The sequence below is a fragment of the Sphingomonas abaci genome, assembly GCF_014199625.1.
Taxonomy (GTDB): Bacteria; Pseudomonadota; Alphaproteobacteria; order Sphingomonadales; family Sphingomonadaceae; genus Sphingomonas; species Sphingomonas abaci.
The window spans coordinates 75,502-93,632 of the sequence record NZ_JACHNY010000001.1 but is presented as its reverse complement, the minus strand read 5'-3'; the positions used below and the strand labels follow the sequence as shown (position 1 = coordinate 93,632).

Annotated in this window: 11 protein-coding genes; 7 read left to right on the top strand and 4 right to left on the bottom strand. The window is 68.5% G+C overall.

The window, feature by feature from the left end:
• The first annotated feature begins 266 nt into the window (after nt 1-266).
• Nucleotides 267-2,219 carry a methyl-accepting chemotaxis protein gene (locus GGQ96_RS00420; protein ID WP_184110522.1) on the top strand — a complete coding sequence of 651 codons (1,953 nt, stop codon included), beginning with the start codon at nt 267-269 and terminating at the stop codon, nt 2,217-2,219.
• Nucleotides 2,220-2,302: 83 nt separating this feature from the next.
• Here GGQ96_RS00420 and GGQ96_RS00415 read toward each other — a convergent pair whose 3' ends face one another.
• Both GGQ96_RS00415 and GGQ96_RS00410 read right to left on the bottom strand, forming a co-directional pair.
• Nucleotides 2,303-4,015 (bottom strand): GH39 family glycosyl hydrolase, encoded by a 1,713-nt coding sequence (locus tag GGQ96_RS00415; RefSeq protein ID WP_184110520.1) that lies wholly within the window; start codon nt 4,013-4,015, stop codon nt 2,303-2,305.
• A 246-nt stretch (nt 4,016-4,261) separates the two neighbouring features.
• The gene (locus tag GGQ96_RS00410; RefSeq protein ID WP_184110518.1) at nt 4,262-6,412 is read right to left on the bottom strand and encodes a putative bifunctional diguanylate cyclase/phosphodiesterase; all 2,151 of its coding nucleotides are present in this window, start codon (nt 6,410-6,412) and stop codon (nt 4,262-4,264) included.
• 520 nt (nt 6,413-6,932) lie between these two features.
• Between GGQ96_RS00410 and GGQ96_RS00405 the strand changes: the two genes are divergently transcribed.
• Nucleotides 6,933-7,835, top strand: a complete 903-nt coding sequence (locus GGQ96_RS00405; protein ID WP_184110516.1) for a LysR family transcriptional regulator — start codon at nt 6,933-6,935, stop codon at nt 7,833-7,835.
• Here the strand turns inward: GGQ96_RS00405 and GGQ96_RS00400 are convergent.
• Nucleotides 7,791-9,050, bottom strand: a complete 1,260-nt coding sequence (locus GGQ96_RS00400) for a cation:dicarboxylate symporter family transporter (protein ID WP_184110514.1) — start codon at nt 9,048-9,050, stop codon at nt 7,791-7,793. The genes GGQ96_RS00405 and GGQ96_RS00400 overlap by 45 nt on opposite strands.
• A 159-nt stretch (nt 9,051-9,209) precedes the next feature.
• Here GGQ96_RS00400 and GGQ96_RS00395 point away from each other — a divergent pair, with 159 nt between their 5' ends.
• The 4 genes from GGQ96_RS00395 to GGQ96_RS00380 all read left to right on the top strand — a co-directional run bounded on the left by GGQ96_RS00395 (nt 9,210) and on the right by GGQ96_RS00380 (nt 14,606).
• Nucleotides 9,210-10,043 carry a substrate-binding domain-containing protein gene (locus GGQ96_RS00395; protein ID WP_246359982.1) on the top strand — a complete coding sequence of 278 codons (834 nt, stop codon included), beginning with the start codon at nt 9,210-9,212 and terminating at the stop codon, nt 10,041-10,043.
• Nucleotides 10,040-11,350, top strand: a complete 1,311-nt coding sequence (gene tcuC, locus GGQ96_RS00390) for an MFS transporter (protein ID WP_246359981.1) — start codon at nt 10,040-10,042, stop codon at nt 11,348-11,350. The genes GGQ96_RS00395 and tcuC overlap by 4 nt, the downstream gene beginning before the upstream one ends.
• A 58-nt stretch (nt 11,351-11,408) precedes the next feature.
• Nucleotides 11,409-12,896, top strand: coding sequence for an OprO/OprP family phosphate-selective porin (locus GGQ96_RS00385; protein ID WP_184110512.1), 1,488 nt, complete (start codon nt 11,409-11,411; stop codon nt 12,894-12,896).
• An 87-nt stretch (nt 12,897-12,983) separates the two neighbouring features.
• Nucleotides 12,984-14,606, top strand: coding sequence for a M28 family peptidase (locus GGQ96_RS00380; protein WP_184110510.1), 1,623 nt, complete (start codon nt 12,984-12,986; stop codon nt 14,604-14,606).
• 6 nt (nt 14,607-14,612) lie between these two features.
• Here the strand turns inward: GGQ96_RS00380 and GGQ96_RS00375 are convergent, their stop codons facing one another.
• Complete coding sequence (locus tag GGQ96_RS00375) at nt 14,613-16,805, bottom strand: penicillin acylase family protein (RefSeq protein ID WP_184110508.1); 2,193 nt, start codon at nt 16,803-16,805, stop codon at nt 14,613-14,615.
• 28 nt (nt 16,806-16,833) lie between these two features.
• On the opposite strand from GGQ96_RS00375, the gene GGQ96_RS00370 reads away from it, so the two are divergent.
• Nucleotides 16,834-18,120, top strand: coding sequence for a metal-dependent hydrolase family protein (locus GGQ96_RS00370; RefSeq protein WP_184110506.1), 1,287 nt, complete (start codon nt 16,834-16,836; stop codon nt 18,118-18,120).
• Nucleotides 18,121-18,131 lie beyond the last annotated feature (11 nt).

Below are 18,131 nucleotides of genomic sequence, written 5' to 3'. Positions count from 1 at the left end.
GACAGGCGGCCTTACCACTCGTCCGACGTATTACATCCATTGTGATTTGTTTAGCTTGATTTAACGCAGTGCTGATTAACCACTTCGACGTGACCCATTCTTGTGTCATCAACGCGGCATGGACCGCTATTTATTTCAGTTGATCTAGTGCCATGGCAGAATATTCACCAAGTGACGCACCAAGTTCATGCAGATCCTTAAGCATGATCGCCTGAACTGGCGCGTAACGGTTAAGCGACATTGGTCATTTGCGAACAGAGGTGGAAGTGGCAAAACGGCTGTTGCAATTTCTCGAGGCATCTGGCGACCGTACGGTGGCGAGATGGTTGCACTTCGTGAAAACGCCAGTCGCTCTCTTGCTCCTTGGCCTTTCTCTTGTAGCGTTGATCAGTTCGTCAACTGTCGTGGCGTTCCTGATCCGAAGCACCAACGCCCAAGCCAACGAACTGGCCGCAAAAACGATCGGCGGTGCGATCGATCGTGAACGTTCGCGTATCAGCAATGAAACATACATCAATGCTCGCTGGGACGATGCCGCAGCGCATGTCTATGGTACGATGGATGCCCGCTGGATACATTCCAACTACGGTACGCCGATCGCGCGCAACTATATCATCGATGCTGCGGGACGAACGCTTTACGGGCATCTGCCGAACGGGGTCGTATTGCCACTTGACCGGATGATCTCCGCCGACGCCCTCCGGACCCTTCTCGCTCGCCTTCCTGCGACGGAGCTGGCCGTGCGGCGACGCAATGATGCAACGGTATTGTTGACCAAGTTCAACGGCGTGCCGGCGCTGATCGGATTCTCGCCCATCGTCCGTGAAAGCGGCCCGGCGAGATGGGATCGCGGCAACTACCGGATCTTCGTCGACATCCGGTTGATCGACGACGCGCTGCTCGAGGAGTGGTCGGCCGGTTTCAAAATTCCCGGTCTGCATTGGTCCCGCGGCGCGGCTCCGGCGGATGTCGACGCGCTGACCGATGTGCGGGATTGGAAGCAGCGCGTCGTCGAACAGATCGCCTGGCGGCGTTTGACGCCGGCCTCGACCGCGCTCATCCAGATCTCCCCACTGGTCCTGCTATGCCTCGTCGCCTTCCTCGTCCTGTCCTGGATGTTGATACGACGTATCCTCTGGCTCAACAATGATCTGGAGGAGAAGTCCCGCACGGCTGAGCAGGCGGCGCGCAAGGAGCAACTGGCGCGCGTGGCGGCCGAGCAGGCGCTCACCGACCTGCATCGGGCACAGATCGAAGGCGGGCGTGAGACTCGCCGCCGGGAAGACGCGGAAGTGCGTCACCGCGCGGAGATGGTCGCTGCGTCCTGCGCCGTCGCGGACCGTTTGCAGCAAACGATCGGCAGCCTGATCGGCGATCTTCAGCTATCGGCCAATGACCTTGATGTCAGCGCGGACCATACGCTGGCGACGATCGTGGATCAGCAGCGGCAGGCGGCGACGGCACGGACGGTCGCCGTGAACACCAACACGACGACCAACGACATTCTCGACACGCTTCGTCTCGTGGCGGTCAGCGTCGACCGGATCGGCAGCAAGGCCAAGAGCTCCGCCGAACTGATGATCGAGGCCGCGCACCATTCGGCCACGGCCCAGAACGCTAACGACACGCTCAAATGCAGCGTCGCCGCGATCCAGGATGCCTCCCGCCATATTCAGGGCATCCATCACGCCACCAAACTTTTGGCGCTCAATGCGTCCATCGAAGCCGCACGGGCCGGCGAAGCGGGCCGCGGTTTCAACGTGGTGGCTCAGGAGATCCGGAGCTTTTCGCTGGAAGCGGATATCAAGACCCGATCGATCGCCGAGCGTGTCGACGATATCAGCGCGGCGACGGGCACCGCCGTCGCCGTAGGCGTCGCGCTTGGCGATGCGCTCTCGTCGATGGCGCAGGCGGCGCAGGAGACGATCGACACGACCGAGCAGCAGCATCATGTCAACGCCCAGCTTCGCGCCGCCATCCTCTCGATCGAGTCCTCGACTCGCACGGCGCATGACGCCTTGGAAGCGCTGAGCGGGATGTTCGACGAGACGTCGCGAACCGCCCAGCGGACGCGCACGATCAGCAGCGACATGCGTGCGCGCACAAAGGGGCTTCAGTTCGAATGTGATCGCATGGTCGCGATGCTGCGCGACACCGCGCGGTCGCCCGGCACCGCGACAGCCGTCGCGTCGCCGGTCCTGGACGCGGTCGCGGGATGAGATGCGATCCCGGCCGCCGGCGTGCCTGCCGGTTCGGCCGGATATGCCGATCCCTTGGCGAGCGGACGCTGGATCGCCGCGGATCATCCTGACGGCGGTGTCGCCACCAGCAGCGCCACGCCCTGGCGGGGGAGGTCGAACGCCAGGTCGGCATCACCCTGCCGTGGCGACAGCCGTATCGGCGTGGTGCCGATCGTCGCCAGCGCCGCCGCCTTCAACAAGGTGGCGCGCTGTGCGTCCGTTGGGGCCAGTGGCGATCCCATGGCGCGCCACGCGGCGAAGCTGTTGGAATGCATGCCGTCGATCCGGTATTGCGTCACCAGCGCGCCGCGCGCGAAGGCCGGAGGCAAGTTTCGGAGGCGCAGCCGGATCGCCGCGTCGGGGCCGGGCAGGTCGTCGTCGTGGTAATGCCAGACCAGCACCGCGAGCGATCGGCCGTCGATGCTGGCGACGCTGCCGACATCAGCCGCGCCGCGCACGCCGTCCCGCATGACGGCGTCGAGCCCGAGCTGGTGGTCCGACACCGCCGGCACATATCGGCCGGTCAGCTTGGCGAATAGCTTGAACATGTTCATCACCGGCAGGTCGATGCCGTTCGAGGTCAGTTGGCGAAACCCGGCGAATGGCGGCTGATCCTCGAACTCGAACGCCCAGGTCAGGATGCCCCGGAGAGTCAGGCTCCGCCGCTCCGCGAGCGCGAGCAGGCGCGGGAAGGATGCGGCGGTATAGCTCGAATACATGGTGCCGTTGCGATAGGCGTTGGCCGGACCCTGACAGGCGGCGCAACCTTCCGGATCGGACTCGCCGATGATGATGGGCTTATTCCGGAACGCCGGACTGGCGGCGATCGCCGCAAATTCATGGTCGGCGGCCTTGAGATGGGTGTTCAGGCCCATGCGGACATGGCGGCCGGTCGCATCCTGGATGACGTCGGGCTGTCCCTTGGCGTGGAAGGACAGGAAGTCGGTGGGCGTGCCGGCGGCTTGCGCATGCGCCATGAACGCCGTCAGGAAGTCGTCGCCCGCGCCGGCGCTGTCCGGGCCGCCGACGCGCGCCTGCGGTAGCGCGCGGCGCACGCCGCGAATGGCGGCATCGTGCAGGCGGAAGAATTCCGCCCGCGTGCCGCCCCAGTAATATTGCGGCAGGTTCGCCTCGTTCCAGGTCTCGAAATACCAGCTCGCCACCTCGTCCCGGCCATAGCGGTCGATGCAGTGCCGCACCCATTGGTAGATCAGCGTCTCCCAGCGGTCATAGTCGCGCGGGGGGTAGGCCCAGCCGGTGCGCAGCGTGCCGCTGCCGGGCCGCCAGTCATGCTGGTAAGGGATCGGCCTGGTGGACAATGCCTCGGGCATGAAGCCCAGCTCGACATAGGGCTTGATGCCGCGGGCGCGATACGTATCGAAGATCCGGTCGACTACGGTCCAGTCATATACCGGCGCGCCGTTCGCGTCCTCGCCGTAGATGCCGGTCGATCCCCATTTCAGCGCAGGCGTGCCGTCGCCGGACGTCAGCAGATTATGGGTGCGGAAATATACCTGATCGGGGGCAAGGGCGCCCAGCGTGGCCAGCGTCGTCCGCCCGTCCTTCATGGTGGCGTAGTTCGGCTCGTCCGCGCCGAAGAACCGCCATACGGGATCGACGATCTTGCCGGGGCGACCGGCGTCGATCGCGATCGTGACCGGGAAGGCGGCCGGATTGGGCGTGGAAGCGGCGGTGGGGTTGGGGTCGGGGACGCGGTCGGCATTGGCCACGACCGGGGCGGCGGCCAGCATCGACGCCAGAATCAACCGTTTCATCGCATCCCCGCCTGTTCTTGTCGCTGCCGATGATGCGGACCGAACCCGTCGAGCGCAACCGCGCTGCACGCTTTCCCAATCTCGTGCGTGACCGTCACCGCCGGCGTGCTCACCGTCCCATGCAGTCCGCGAACGACGTCGCGGCGCGACCGATCATGCCGATGGCGCCCGGGCGGCCATGGGGCGTCGCCACGATGCGGAACGCTGCCAGCCGGCTTCCGACCTGTACGCCAGAGCGCCGCAATCCTAACCGTGCTCGACGCGCCTCGCCGCGTCCGCAGCCAGGAGGGCCCTGGCGTCCTCCGCCGGCATGGGCCTGCCGAACAGATAGCCTTGCGCATGGCTGCAGCGCCGGGTGAGCAGATAGGCCGCTTGCTCGGCGGTTTCGACGCCCTCGGCGACCACCGCGATGCCAAGCTGCTTTGCCAGTCCCAGGATCGCGTCGACGATGGCGGCATCCCCGGGGTCGGTCAGCAGGTCTGCGACGAAGCTGCGGTCGATCTTGATGACGTCGACGGGATATTCCCTCAGATGTTTGAGCGATGCGTAGCCGGTGCCGAAATCGTCGAGGGCGACGGTGACGCCGGCGTGGTGGAAGGCCGCCAGTGTCTCTCCTACGGTTTCCGCCCCGCGGCCGAGGAACACCGTCTCGGTCACTTCGAGCTCCAGCAGCTCGGCGGGCAGCGCGTGGCGATGGAGTTGCCCCATGATGCGGTCGAACAGGTCGTCGCGTCGGAACTCTGCCGGGGACAGGTTCAACGCCACGCGCGTGAGCGCCAAGCCATCGTCGCGCCAGCGGGTGAGATCCGCGCAGATCCGTTCGAGCATGCGCTCGCCGAGCGGAACCGCCGTGGTGAGGTCGTCGAAGGCGGCGGCGATCGTGTCGGGCCCCTGGACGCCGAGCGTATCATGCCGCCAGCGCAGCAGCGCCTCGAACCCGGACAGCGCGCCGTCGCTCAGCCTGACCTTCGGTTGGTAAAAGGGCATCACGCGGTTGTCGCGCGCGACCATTCGCGCGACCGAGAGCATCGATGTCCGGCGCTGCATGCGCGCTCGCATCTCAGGTCGGAAGCGCGAGACTTCCCCCCGTGCGGTCGCCTTGCCAGCGTAGAGGGCGAGATCGGCCGTCTTCAACAGGTCAAGGGCGCTCCGCCCATCATGCGGATAGGCGGAAAGGCCCACCGTGGCCTGGCAGTCGAGCGTGATCGTGTCGGCCACGACCGGCTCGCGCAACGCGCGCAAGGCATGGCGGAGGCGTGCCTCCGCCATCGCCTCGGGCCAGGTCTCGATGATCGCGGCAAACTCGTCCCCGCCCAGGCGCGCCACGACGACGTCGTCGCCCAGGGCTTGCGCGAGCCGCGTGGCAACGGTGCAGAGCAGCGCGTCGCCGGCGTCGTGCCCGATCGTGTCGTTGGTTTCCTTGAGATGGTCGACGTCGAACAGTGCCAGCGTGAGCACCGATCCGCCCGACCGACCCGCCCGCGCGATGGCCTCCTCGAGCAGGCGGTTGAAGGCGGCGCGGTTGACGAGCCCGGTCAGCGGGTCGTGCTCTGCCGCCCAGCGGACCCGCTGCTCGGCGGTGAGCTGTTCGGTCACGTCCCGGACGGTGACCAGGACGCGCTCGATCCGCCCGTTGGCCGCCTCGACCTTCCAGCCACTGGTCTGCATCCAGCGCAGTGCGCCATCGTCGTCCCGCCGGATGCGAACCGTCAGTTCGAAGCGCGGGTGGGTGTCGCCAGCGTTGATGGAGTCGACGAGCTGCTGCAGCATGGGCCGGTCCTCCGGAACGACCAGAGCGAGCGCGGTGGCGGGCTCGGCCGGCACGTCCGGATCGAGACCGAGCATGGCGCGGAAGACGTCCGACCATAGGCGACGGCCGAGCAGGGCGTCATAGTCCCAGATACCGACGCCCGCCGCTTCCGCAGCCAGGCGAAAGCGCTCCTCGCTTGCCGACAGCGCATGCTCGGCGCGCTTGCGATCGTCGATATTCTCCAACGTGCCGAACCAGGCCAGCACCGCTCCGTCTTCATCGAGCTGGGGTGATGCACATGACCGGAACCAGCAGTCGCCGCTCGGCGTGCGCAACCGATAATCGACATCGACCGACGAAGCCGTCTCCAGCGCCAGCCGCCACGCTCGCAGGGTCCGCTCCACATCGTCGGGATGAACGGCCTCCAGCCAGCCGTTATCCAGCGCCTTGCTGACATCGATGCCGGTGACCTCCGTCCATCGGGTACTGACCGTACGGATGGCGCCGCTGGCGTCCGCACTCCAGCTGATATGGCGGGCCATCTCCACACTGGTGCGGTAGTGATCCGCCTCCCGCCTTGCCGCTGCCAGCACATCCAGCAGAATACCGGACGCGGCCGGCCGCCCAGGCGCGACATCGTACGTCATGCCTGCTCCTGCATCGAACGCGCCCCCGGTCCGTCGATCCCTGCCCATTGCCTCGGCATTCTGTCACGAAACGATCGAAAAGACTATAAACAACAATGCTTTAGAATGGTTTAGTGTCAGTCTGCGCCGCTGCGGGAATGCCGGTTCAACCCTCGACCCGCGTCGGGCCTGGGCCATGATCCCATCGGTCCGGCGGCACTGTTTGTCGGCTGTCCGGAAGATGACGCCCCCCTGTCTTTCGCGCATATGAGCAAGACTTCATTTCCCAGTCCAGCTATTCGGTCGACGGATCGAAAATGGGAGGCGCAGGCGTACGGGACGGTGCATACGGCGACAGTTGGTTAGGCTGGCAGGGAGGGCCGGCCATGCCGGGCGGCGGGATCGCGGTGCGTCGTCGTCCGGGGCCGAACCATCCCACCGTGAAATGGCTTGAACTGGCGTGACCGGAGTAGGGGCCTCATGCCCGCTCGCCGCGAAACCACGCTCGCCAATCAGCCGACCTGTTGGTACCGGTTCGCGCATGGTACCGCTCAACTGCGAACTCCTGGACCTTCGCGCCATCATCGCGGTGGCGGATGGCAAGAGCTTCCTGCGCGCGGCCGAACAGCTCAACCTGTCGCAACCCGCGCTGAGTCGCCGCGTCCAGAAGCTGGAGGCGACGGTGGGCACGGCCTTGCTGGAGCGTACGACGCGGAGCGTGCGGCTGACCCCGGCGGGGCAGGAGATCGTCCCGCTGCTGCGGCGGTTGATCGAGGAGATCGACAGCTCGTTGCTGGGGATGATGGCGCTGGGCGAGCGGCAGGCGGGGCGGTTGACGGTGGCCAGCATCCCCAGCGCGACGGTGCGCTTCCTGCCCGATGTGCTCGAACAATTCGGGCGCGAATATCGCAACGTGCGGGTCCGCGTGCTCGACCTGTCGGCGACCGAATGCGCGGAGGCGGTGCGGACCGGGGAGGCGGAGTTCGCGATCAGCCTGCCGGTCACGTCGGACGGCGACCTGTCGTTCGAGCCGCTGACCGATGACCCCTATGGCCTGGTGTGCCGGCGCGACGATCCGCTGGCCGAGTTGCCCGACCCGTCCTGGGCCGACCTGACGGGATTGCGGCTGGTGACCGTTCATATGGGCAGCGGCAATCGCACTGCGCTCGACGCCGGTCTGACGCGCGCGGGAATCGAGCTGCGCTGGTTCTACGAGGTCACGCGGCTGACCTCGGCGCTGGCGCTGGTGCAGGCGGGGCTGGGGCCATCGGTGCTGCCGCGCCTCGCCTGCATGGGGCCGGACGCGCGCGATCTGCTGTGGCGGCCGTTGCGCGGCGCCGGGATCGTGCGCACGATCGGGGTGCTGCGCCGGAGCTCGGCGACCCTGTCGCCGACCGCGTCACGCCTGATGGCGCTGCTCGCCGCGGCCTGGGTCGACCGCTGACGCCAGTGTCGCGCCACTCCACCGCGACACGAGCAGCGACGCGGTGACGTTCGCGGTGGCGCTGGTCAGGGCGCGGATTTCCGACAGGAAGCGGTCGATGGCGATCAGCATCGCCGCCGCGCCGACCGGGATGTCCGGCAGCAGCGACAGGGTGAGCAACAACGCCGAGAAGCCGCTGCCGGTCACGCCCGCCGCGGCCTTGGACGTGACCAGCATCACCAGCAGGAAGACGCCGATCCGCGCCGGCGGCAGGGCGATGCCCAGCGCCTCCGCCAGGAACATCGTCGCGACGATCAGATAGACGGCGGTCCCGGCCAGGTTCAGCGAATAACCGAGCGGCACGGTGAGCCCGACGATGCTGCGCGGGCAGCCCAGCGCCTCCAGCTTCACGATCAATCGCGGCAACACGACCTCGGTGGAGGCGGTGCCGAGCACGATCAGGATCTCGTCGCGGAAAACGCGCAACATTCGCCCCGCGCCTAGACCGGTCGTCAGCCATACGGTCGTCACCAGCGCCCCGATCAGAATGCCACACCCCAGCGCCAGGGTTGCGGCGAGCAGCCCGAGCGAGCCGATGAAGGCGAGACCATAGGTCCCGATCGTATAGGCGATCGCACCAAAGGCGCCGACCGGCGCGGCCCGGATCAGGAAACCGAAGATCGCGAACTGAAGCCGGGTCAGCGCCTCGATGGCGCGGACAATCGGCGCACCCGCCTCGCCGATCCTGATCAGGCCGAACCCGACCAGCCCGGCGACGAACAGCACCGGCAGGACGTCCCCGGCCGTGAAGGCGGAGAACAGCGTCTCCGGCACCATGCGAATCAGGAAGTCGCCCGCGCCGGTGACGTGCCGCCCGGCCAATTGCCGCTCCACCTCGGCCGCCGCCGCGCCAAAGGCCGGTAGCGGCAGCCCGTCGCCCGGCCGCAGCAGCAAGGCTGCGGTCAGCCCAATCGCCAGCGCCGCGACGGTGATCAGCAGGAAGACGACGAGGCTGCGGACAACGGTCGTGCCGGTGTCGCGCGCCGCGCCGTGGCGGACGATGCCCTCGACGATGGTGCAGAACAGCACCGGCGGCACCATCATTCGCATCGCCTTGACGAAGGCGATACCGAGCGGACCCAGGTCGCGCCCGAACGCCGGCGCGGCATAGCCGATTGCGGTCCCGGCGAGGATGCCGAGCAGCATCTGGACGTATAGCCGACGGAACGCCCGCAATCAGTTTTCCTTCTACTTATGCGCCGCACGCATCAGGCACACCGATCATTGCATTTGATCGATTGGTGCTGAGTGCTGTCTACTGCCCTGAGCGGCACGGCGGCTCAAGCCTTTTGCCGGACGGAAAACCGCCGACGAGCGGGACGGAGAGAGGTTTGCATGGAACCCCCACCACGATCACCGACACGGCGCCGCGCGCTGGGTCTTGGCCTGATGTTCGGCATCGGGCTGCTGGCCGCGCCTGCGCCGGCGCGCGAGACCAGGCCGGCCGCGGTCCGCGAACTGCATGTCGTCACCTCGGGCGGATTCAACGCCGCGTTCGAGGCGCTGGCCGATCGCTACCGCCGCGACACCGGCATCCGCATCGTCACCGAACATGGGCCGTCGATGGGGGAGACGCCGCAAGCGATCCCGCAGCGGCTGGCGCGGCATGAGGATGCCGATGTCGTGATCCTCGCGCGCAGCGGGCTCGACAGGCTCGCCGCGCAGCAGCTGGTCGCGCCCTCGACCGTCACCGACCTGGGATTGTCGAAGATCGCCGCGGCGGTGAAGGTCGGCGCTCCGGTCGTCGATATCGCGACCCCCGAAGCGCTGAAGGCCACGTTGCTCAATGCCAAGTCGGTCGCGTGGTCGGACAGTGCGTCGGGCGTCTATATCCAGTCGACGATGCTCGACCGGCTCGGCGTCGCCGACCAGGTCCGGGCCAAGGGCAAGATGATCCCCGCTACCCCGGTGGGGCGGATCGTCGCGGAGGGCAAGGCCGAGATCGGCTTCCAGCAGCTCAGCGAATTGAAGCCGGTCAAGGGCATCCGCATCCTGGGACTGGTCCCGGAATCGCTCCAGAAGGTCACGCCCTTCTCCGCAGGGGTCGTCGCCTACTCGCCGCATCAGGTCGAGGCCCGCGCGCTGATCGCCTATCTCGCGTCCCCCAAAGCCTATCCGATCATCCGCGCCAGCGGACTGGAACCCGCATCGCAAAAGGCCCAGCCATGACTGCTGCCACCGCATCCCTCGACGCCATCGCGCCGCTCTCCGCCGAGCGGAAACGCTCGGCCTTCAAGTCCATCTTCATCGTTGCCAGCGGCAACTTCCTGGAGATGTTCGACTTCATGGTGTTCGGCTATTACGCCACCTATATCGCCAAGGCGTTCTTTCCGACCGGCAGCGAGTTCGCTTCGCTGATGCTGACGTTGATGACGTTCGGCGCGGGCTTCTTGATGCGCCCGGTCGGGGCGCTGGTGCTGGGCGCCTATATCGACAAGCACGGGCGGCGGCAGGGGCTGCTGTTGACCCTGGGGTTGATGGCGCTCGGCACGCTCGCGATCGCGATCACCCCGACCTATGCGCAGATCGGCGTCGCCGCGCCGATCATCATCCTGCTCGGGCGACTGGTGCAGGGGCTGTCGGCGGGGGTCGAGGTCGGCGGCGTGTCGGTCTATCTGAACGAAATCGCACCGCCCCATCGCAAGGGCTTCTTCTGCTCGTGGCAGTCGGCCAGCCAGCAGGCGGCGGTGGTGTTCGCGGCGCTGATCGGGCTGATCGTGTCGACCAGCCTGTCGCCGGAGACGATGCAGGCCTGGGGCTGGCGCATTCCGTTCGTCATCGGCTGCGTGATGATCCCGTTCCTGTTCGTCATCCGCCGCCACATGGAAGAGACCGAAGTCTTTCTGAAGCGCAAGGATCGCCCCAGCCTGGGCCAGATCATGCGCACGATCGGCGGCAATTGGGGCGTGGTGCTGCAGGGCACGCTGATGGCGGTGATGACGACCGTCTTCTTCTACATGATCACCGCCTACACCCCGACCTATGGCAACAAGGTGCTGGCGCTGACGCCGGGTTCGGCGCTGTTCGTCACCGCCTGCGTCGGCCTCACCAACTTCGTGCTGCTGCCGGTGATGGGCGCGCTGTCGGACCGCGTCGGCCGCAAACCGCTGCTGATCACCGCGACGGTGCTGGGGGCGGTGCTCGCCTATCCGATGATGAGCTGGCTGGTCGCCGCGCCCAGTTTCGGGCGGCTGCTGACGGTCGAGCTGCTGCTTGCCGCCATCTACGCCACCTATAACGGCGCCTTCATCGTCTATTTGACCGAGGCGATCCCGCCGCACGTCCGCACGGTCGGGTTCAGCCTGGCGTACAGCCTGGCCACGGCGATCTTCGGCGGGTTCACCCCTGCGATCAGCACCGCGCTGATCGGCGCCACTGGGGACAAGGCGATCCCCGGCGCATGGTGCGCAGCTGCCGCGCTGCTGTCGCTGCTGGCGCTGCTGATCGGCGGGCGCCTGCGCCGACCCGCCGCCTGACCACCCTGCCGCCGGTCGCCGATACGGCGTCCGGCGGCCCCGTTTCGAGGCGACGGCCATGCAGCCGCGCCCGCTCGCCCGAGAGGATACCGACATGTATCGAGGAGCGCTGCTCGTCGCGGGCCTGTGCGCGTCGCTGCCCGCCGCCGCGCAGGACACCGGCGATGTCGCCCGCCTGTCGCGGCTGGTCGAGGCACAGCAGGCGCAGATCGCGCGGCTGGAGGCGCGCCTGGCCGCATTGGAGGGCGGAGCGACCACGGCAGCGCCCGCCCCGCCACAAAGCGCGCAGGCCAACGCGCCACAGCGCACGCCCGCGCCGCTCGGGCAATCGCTTCCCTCCGACGCACATCCGCCGTCGCTCGACGCGCGGCTGGCGCGGATCGAACAGGCGCAAAAGGAGAATGTCCATGTCGACTGGTCGAAGGGCACCCCCGAATTCACCAGCGCCGACGGCAGGCTGTCCTTCCGCCCGCGCGGGCGCATCCTGATCGACTGGGGGACGACGACCGGCAGCAAGGTCGCCGATCGCAACCTGACCGCGACCCAGGCGCGCTCGCTGCGCCTGGGGTTCGAGGGCTCGGTCGGCCGGCACCTGTCGTATCTGCTGGAGGGCGACTTCGCCGATAACGAGGTCGCGATCAAATCGGCCTATCTCGCATGGACGACGCGCTCCATGGGTCAGCAGGCGGAGTTCGCGCTGGGCAACCGGCTGAACGATCGCGGGCTCGACGGGTCGAGCGGCACGATCTCGGTCCCGTTCCTGGAACGCAACGTCGTGGGGGCCGGGATCATCCCGGTGCGCGGCTTCTTCGGGCTGGGCGCGGCGGCGCGTCTGTATGGCGACGGCTGGCACATGGGGCTGCAGGTATCGGGCGACGACATCAACAACCCCGGCACGACGGGCGACGGCCTGACGATCGGCGCCCGCGCCCACTGGAACCCGGTGAAGACCGCGCGCTGGATCGTGCATCTGGGCGCCTGGGGGTTCCACGAACGGCTGGCCGACGACGTGACCCGGCCGACGCGCAGCATCGCGATCGGTGGCTTCTTCAACGACAATCTGCGCGTCTCGCCGGGCACGTTCCGAAATGCGCGGCTGGGCGACGGGTACGGGTTCGAGCTCGGCACCTTCCACAAATCCCTGTGGGCTTACGGCGAATACGGCGCGCGTCGGCTCGAAAGCGCGGCCGGCGACACGACCCGCCAGTCGGCATGGGCGGTGCAGGGTGGCTGGTTCCTGACGGGCGAGACGCCGCCCTATCTGACGCGCGGCGGCGTCTGGAGCCGTCCGCGCGTGCTGCGCCCCTTCACCAGCGGGGGCAGCGGCGCGATCGAGCTGGCCGCGCGCTATGAGGCGATCGACTACAGCGACAATCCCACCGCCGGGCGCGGCACCGCCGGAACGCTGGGCGTCAACTGGTACCTCAACAATTTCGTCCGGCTGCAACTGAACGCGATCGACTGGACGATCACCAACCCGCTGCCGGCGACGGTCGGCACGGATCATGGCCAGACCGTGATCGGACGTGCGCAGGTGGCGTTCTGACCGGCCGGGACGACGATGGCGGAAGTGGCATGCGGTGATGGCCGAGGCTCGCTTGCACCCCGCCGCAGGAGCGGTCAGATTGCGGTCATGATCCGATCGCTTCCGCTCCTGCTCCTCGCCACCACGACGCTCGCCTCTGCGGATCCCCGTCCGCCGATCCTGTCCGCCGCGCGGATCAAGGCCGATGTGAAGACGCTCAGCGCCGATGACTTCCACGGGCGTGGGCCGACCCAGGCGGGCGAGCCGATCACCCTGGCGTTCCTTGCGCAGCGCTTCGCCGCGCTCGACCTCAAGCCGGTCGGCGACAAGGGCTTCCAGCAATCGGTGCCGTTGCTGCGCTGGACCCGCGACGCGGCGCGGTTCCAGCTGTCGCTCGGCGGCACGACGCAGCTGCTCCGGCCGGGTGTCGAGATCGCGGCGTCGTCGCGGCTGGTCGGCACCGCGAAGCTCGACGGGGCACCGGTCGTGTTCGTCGGCTACGGCGTGGTAGACCCCGGACTCGGCTACGATCCCTATCGCGGCGTCGACGTGCGCGGCAAGGTCGTCGTGGCGCTGGCGGGTGACCCGGATGTCGAAGCCGGACGTGATTTGGGCTTTGGCGGGCGGGCGTCGAGCCCGGCCGCGCGCACCAAGCTGGCCGAGGCGCAGAAGCACGGCGCGGCGGCCTTCTTCCAAATTCACGACACCTTCCCGTCGAGCTATCCCTGGCTCCAGCTCGCCAATGGCGACGCGGTGCCGGGCTATGCGCTCGACACCGGCACCGTCCCGCCCGCCTTCGGCATCCGCGGCACGCTGCGCAACGACATCGGCGTCGCGATGCTTCGCCAGGGCGGGCTCGATTATGCCGCGGCCAAGCGCGCCGCGCAGGCCGCGACCTTCCGCGGCATCGAGCTGAAGCAGGTCGCCTTCTCGGGAGAGGTGCGCACCAGCCTCGATCGCGCCGTCAGCCACAACGTCGTCGGCGTGCTGCCGGGCACGGATCCGAATGCGGGCAGCATCCTGTACGGCGCGCATTGGGATGCATATGGCGACAACGCGTTCGATCCGCCCGCCGATCGCATCCGCAACGGCGCGGTTGACAATGGCACCGGCACCGCCACCCTGCTCGAGATCGCGCGCGCCTTCGCCCAGGCGCCGCGGCTGCGTCGCTCGGTCGTGTTCGCGCTGTGGACGGCAGAGGAAAAGGGGCTGCTCGGCGCGAGCTGGTATGCCGATCATCCGGCGCTGCCGCTCGCGACCACCGCGGCGCAGTTCAACCTCGACCCGCACGTCGTGCTCGGGCGCACGCGCGACCTGGAACTGATCGGCGTCGGGCGCACGCCGCTGGAGCGCGACCTCGCCCGCGTCGCGGCGGCGCAGGGGTTACGCATCGTGCCGGAGGAGAATACCGAAGCCGGCTGGTATTATCGCTCCGACCATTATGCCTTCGCGCAAAAGGGGGTGCCTGGCGTCTATTTCCGCGCCGGCCGCGATCTGGTGCATGGCGGCGCGGCGGCGGGCGAACGCGAACGCGCGCGCTACAATGCCAATTGCTATCACCAGACCTGCGACGAATTCCGGCCGGGCTGGGACATGACCGGCGCGGCGCAGGAAGGCAGCGTCGCCTATGCGCTCGGCCGCGAGATCGCGGGCGGGGCGACCTGGCCGACCTGGAACGCGGCCGAGCCGTTCCTCGCCGAGCGCGCGAAGAGCGATGCGGAACGCCGCTGACCGGACTCAGTCACCCGGACGATAGCGGCGCTCAACATGCCCGGTCAGCTCGTCCGGGTAGAAGTAGACCGGGCGTAGGCGACCGTCCGCGTAGCGATCGATCTGGTCGGCGAAGTGCGGCGAGGCCGGGTCGCCGCTCTGCCCGCCTGCCATCACCGCGCTCGCCCTTACGCGTGGGCCGAATTCGACGATGGCGACGAAGCTGTTGCCGCTGGTGCCGTAATACCGCCTGGTGCCCGGCCAGGCCTTCGCGCCGAACGAGGCGAGGCTGCCCCATTGCGCCGAGGTGAAGGGCACCGGGGTCGAGGGGCGCGCATCGTCGAAGCGGGGCTGGATCGAGTCGTCGAGCCGCTGGAAGCGGTTGATCGCGCGCCACGGCGTCCGCCACGTGCCGAAGTCGCGGGTAAGCCGTGCGACCGCCGCGTCCAGCGCGGCGAGCTTGGCGGCGGCAGCGACGTGGGTGGCGATATAGTCGGGCACGTTCATCCGCTCGGCCTGGGCGAAGCCGCCGACCTCGCGCCAGAGCTCGTCGCCCCAGAACACCGCGAGGCTGGTCGCGACCGAGTCGAGGCGCCAGCGATGGTCCCAGGCCGCAAGCGCCGCAATCGGGGCGGCCAGCGTGCGCCGGCGCGGATCGCCGGGCGGCAGCGCCCGCCACGCCGCGACCAGGCCGGGCAGCAGGTGCGCGAAGGCGGGCAGGAAGGGATCATAGGCCGCGGCGCGCAGCCGCTCGCTCGTCCAGCCGCGCTGACCCGTCAGCAGCAGATCGGCATGTTCGCCGCGCGCATTGCCGCCCACCTGGTCCATGTAGCGCGGATAATCCGCCGCGCGCGGACTGTCGGGACCGGCCGCGCTCCAGGGCCAGTCGTTGGTGTTGTGGACCCAGCCGACCGCCGGATTGGCGACGCTCGGCAGGCTCGGCAGCGGGTGCAGGCCGCGCCAATCGGTCGCCGGATCGCTGCCGTCGACCGGGCGGGTGTAATCGAAACGGTCGTCGCGCACCGGCATGAACTGCGGCATGAGGAACGCGATTTCGCCATGATCGTCGGCGAACAGCGTGTCGTTCGAGGCATTGGCCTTGCGCTCGGCGACCCGGAGATAGTCGGCCAGGTTCGTCGCCTTGGTGCGGAGCCAGCTCTGCTCCAGCGCCGGAACCGGCCGCCACATCAATGCGGTCGCGATCCAGCGGCCGTCCTTCGCCGCGACGATCGGGCCGTGGTGCGTCCGCCAGGTGACGAAGCGGCGTTCCCCCAGGCTGCCGTCGGCGCGGCGGACGCGGATCGTCACGTCGCACTGCGTAACCGGCCGCGTCTCCGGCCCGTAGCGATAGGCCCAGCCACCCGCGCGGCGCTCCACCCGCTCGGCGAACTGGTCGACATTGTCGACGGTGGACGAGGTATGCATCCACCCGGCATGTGCGTTGAACCCCTGATAGACGAAGAACTGGCCCCAGGTGCTGGCGCCATAGGCGTTCAGCCCCGCATCGCTCGTCATCTGCGCCTCGGAGCGGAAGTAGAAGCTGGTGTGCGGGTTGATGAGCAGCAAGGCATGGCCGTCGCGGGTCAGCCGGGGCGCGATCGCGATGCCGTTCGATCCCGATGGTTCGCGCGGGATCGTCCCACGCTCCTCCGGCGTCGGCGGCGTCGGCTGGCCGTAGAAGGTCTTGAGCTCGGAAAGCGAGATCCGCTCGATGTCGCCGCCGATGCTGCCTTCCGTGAAGCTCAGCGCCATCCACGGCTCGAACCGGGTCAGCACCTTCGGCTTCGTCGCCGGGTGGGTCGCAAGATAATAGTTCAGCCCGTCCGCCCAGGCTTGCATCAAGGCGCGCAGCCAGTCGGGGCTGGCGGCATAGTCCGCCCGCAACGCGCCTTCGTCGACGAACAGCCGCTGGCGCAGGTCGGCCCAGATCGCCGCCTCGCCCTCCGCTTCCGCGGTGCGGCCCAGGGCCGTCAGGTAATTGGCCTCGACGCGGGCGAAATCGTCCTCGGCCTGCGCATAGGACAGGCCGAACACCGCGTCGGCGTCGCTGCGTCCATGGACATGCGGGATGCCCCAGTCGTCGCGCGTGATCGTGACCCGGGCGGCCTGCGCCCGCCAGCGCGTCCTATCGGGGTCCAGGTCCGGGTCGGGCGCGGCCGCCACCGTTGCCAGCATGGCGAGAAGCAGCGGATTGCGCGCGCGGCGAAGGAGCTTATCCATGACAGCGGTTTAGGACGGGGAGGGGGCGATGACCATGCGCTGGCTGACGATCGCGGCGATGCTGCTGCTGGGCGGCGCGGCGGCGCCGTCCGCCGATCCCGCCCCGTTGCTGCTGCGGCCGGCCGGCGTGTTCGACGGGTTCGACGGCACGGTGCATGCCGGGTGGCAGGTGCTGGTGCGCGGCGAGCGGATCGTGGCGGTCGGACCCGAGCTGGCGGTGCCGGCAGGCACGCGCGTCATCGATCTCGCCGGCGACACGCTGATGCCGGGGATGATCGAGGGGCATGGCCATCTGTTCCTCCACCCCTATGACGAGGCGAGCTGGGACGACCAGGTGCTGCACGAACCGCTGGCGCTGCGCACGGCGCGGGCGGTCGCGAACGCACGTGCGACGCTCCACGCCGGCTTCACCAGCGAGCGCGACCTCGGCACCGAAGGCGCCGGCTATGCCGATGTGGGATTGAAGCAGGCGATCGACCAGGGGATCGTCGAGGGGCCGCGGTTGCGCGTCGCGACACGCGCCATCGTGGCGCTCGGCGCCTATGGGCCCAAGGGCTTCGAGCCGGGCGTCGCGATCCCGCAGGGGGCCGAGGAAGTGTCGGGTCCCGAGCAGATGGTCGCTGCGGTCCGGCGGCAGATCGCGGCGGGGGCCGACTGGGTGAAGCTCTATGCCGACTATCGCTGGCGCGGAGGCGAGGATGCCCGCGCGACGCTGAGCCTCGCGGAGATGAAGGCGGCGGTGGCGGCCGCGCACGATGCCGGGCGTCCGGTGGCGGTCCATGCATCCACCGCAGAGGGGATGCGTCGCGCGGTCGCGGCGGGCGTCGACACGATCGAGCATGGCTATGGCGGAACGCCGGCGATCTTCGCCAGCATGGCGGCCAAGGGGATCGCATTATGCCCGACGCTCGCCGCCGCCGATGCCAGCGCGCGCTATCGCGGCTGGACCGGCGCGGAGCCGGCGCCACCCGCCGTCCGGGCGGCGCGCGCGAGCCTCGGCCTGGCCCGCGCGGCCGGCGTGCCGATCTGCATGGGCGGCGATGCCGGCGTCTACGCCCACGGCAGCAATGTGCGCGAGATGGTGCTGATGGCGGCCGCGGGGATGACGCCCGCCCAGGTGCTGATCGCCGCGACTTCGGGCAATGCCCGCTGGATGGGGATGGGCGACCGGCTTGGTGCCGTGAAGCCGGGCCTGCTCGCCGACCTGGTCGCGGTCTCGGGCGATCCGACCACCAACCTGGCCACGATCCGGGACGTGCGGCTGGTGATCAAGAATGGCACCGTGATCGCGCCGGGGACCGGCGGTCCGCGATAGGCGCACGGACC

Coding starts and splice junctions, on each gene's coding strand:
- GGQ96_RS00415 (WP_184110520.1), bottom strand. CDS start 4,015: ATGAAACGGTTGATTCTGGCGTCGATGCTGGCCGCCGCCCCGGTCGTG.
- GGQ96_RS00410 (WP_184110518.1), bottom strand. CDS start 6,412: ATGACGTACGATGTCGCGCCTGGGCGGCCGGCCGCGTCCGGTATTCTG.
- GGQ96_RS00405 (WP_184110516.1), top strand. CDS start 6,933: ATGGTACCGCTCAACTGCGAACTCCTGGACCTTCGCGCCATCATCGCG.
- GGQ96_RS00395 (WP_246359982.1), top strand. CDS start 9,210: ATGGAACCCCCACCACGATCACCGACACGGCGCCGCGCGCTGGGTCTT.
- tcuC (WP_246359981.1), top strand. CDS start 10,040: ATGACTGCTGCCACCGCATCCCTCGACGCCATCGCGCCGCTCTCCGCC.
- GGQ96_RS00385 (WP_184110512.1), top strand. CDS start 11,409: ATGCAGCCGCGCCCGCTCGCCCGAGAGGATACCGACATGTATCGAGGA.
- GGQ96_RS00380 (WP_184110510.1), top strand. CDS start 12,984: ATGATCCGATCGCTTCCGCTCCTGCTCCTCGCCACCACGACGCTCGCC.
- GGQ96_RS00375 (WP_184110508.1), bottom strand. CDS start 16,805: ATGGATAAGCTCCTTCGCCGCGCGCGCAATCCGCTGCTTCTCGCCATG.
- GGQ96_RS00370 (WP_184110506.1), top strand. CDS start 16,834: ATGACCATGCGCTGGCTGACGATCGCGGCGATGCTGCTGCTGGGCGGC.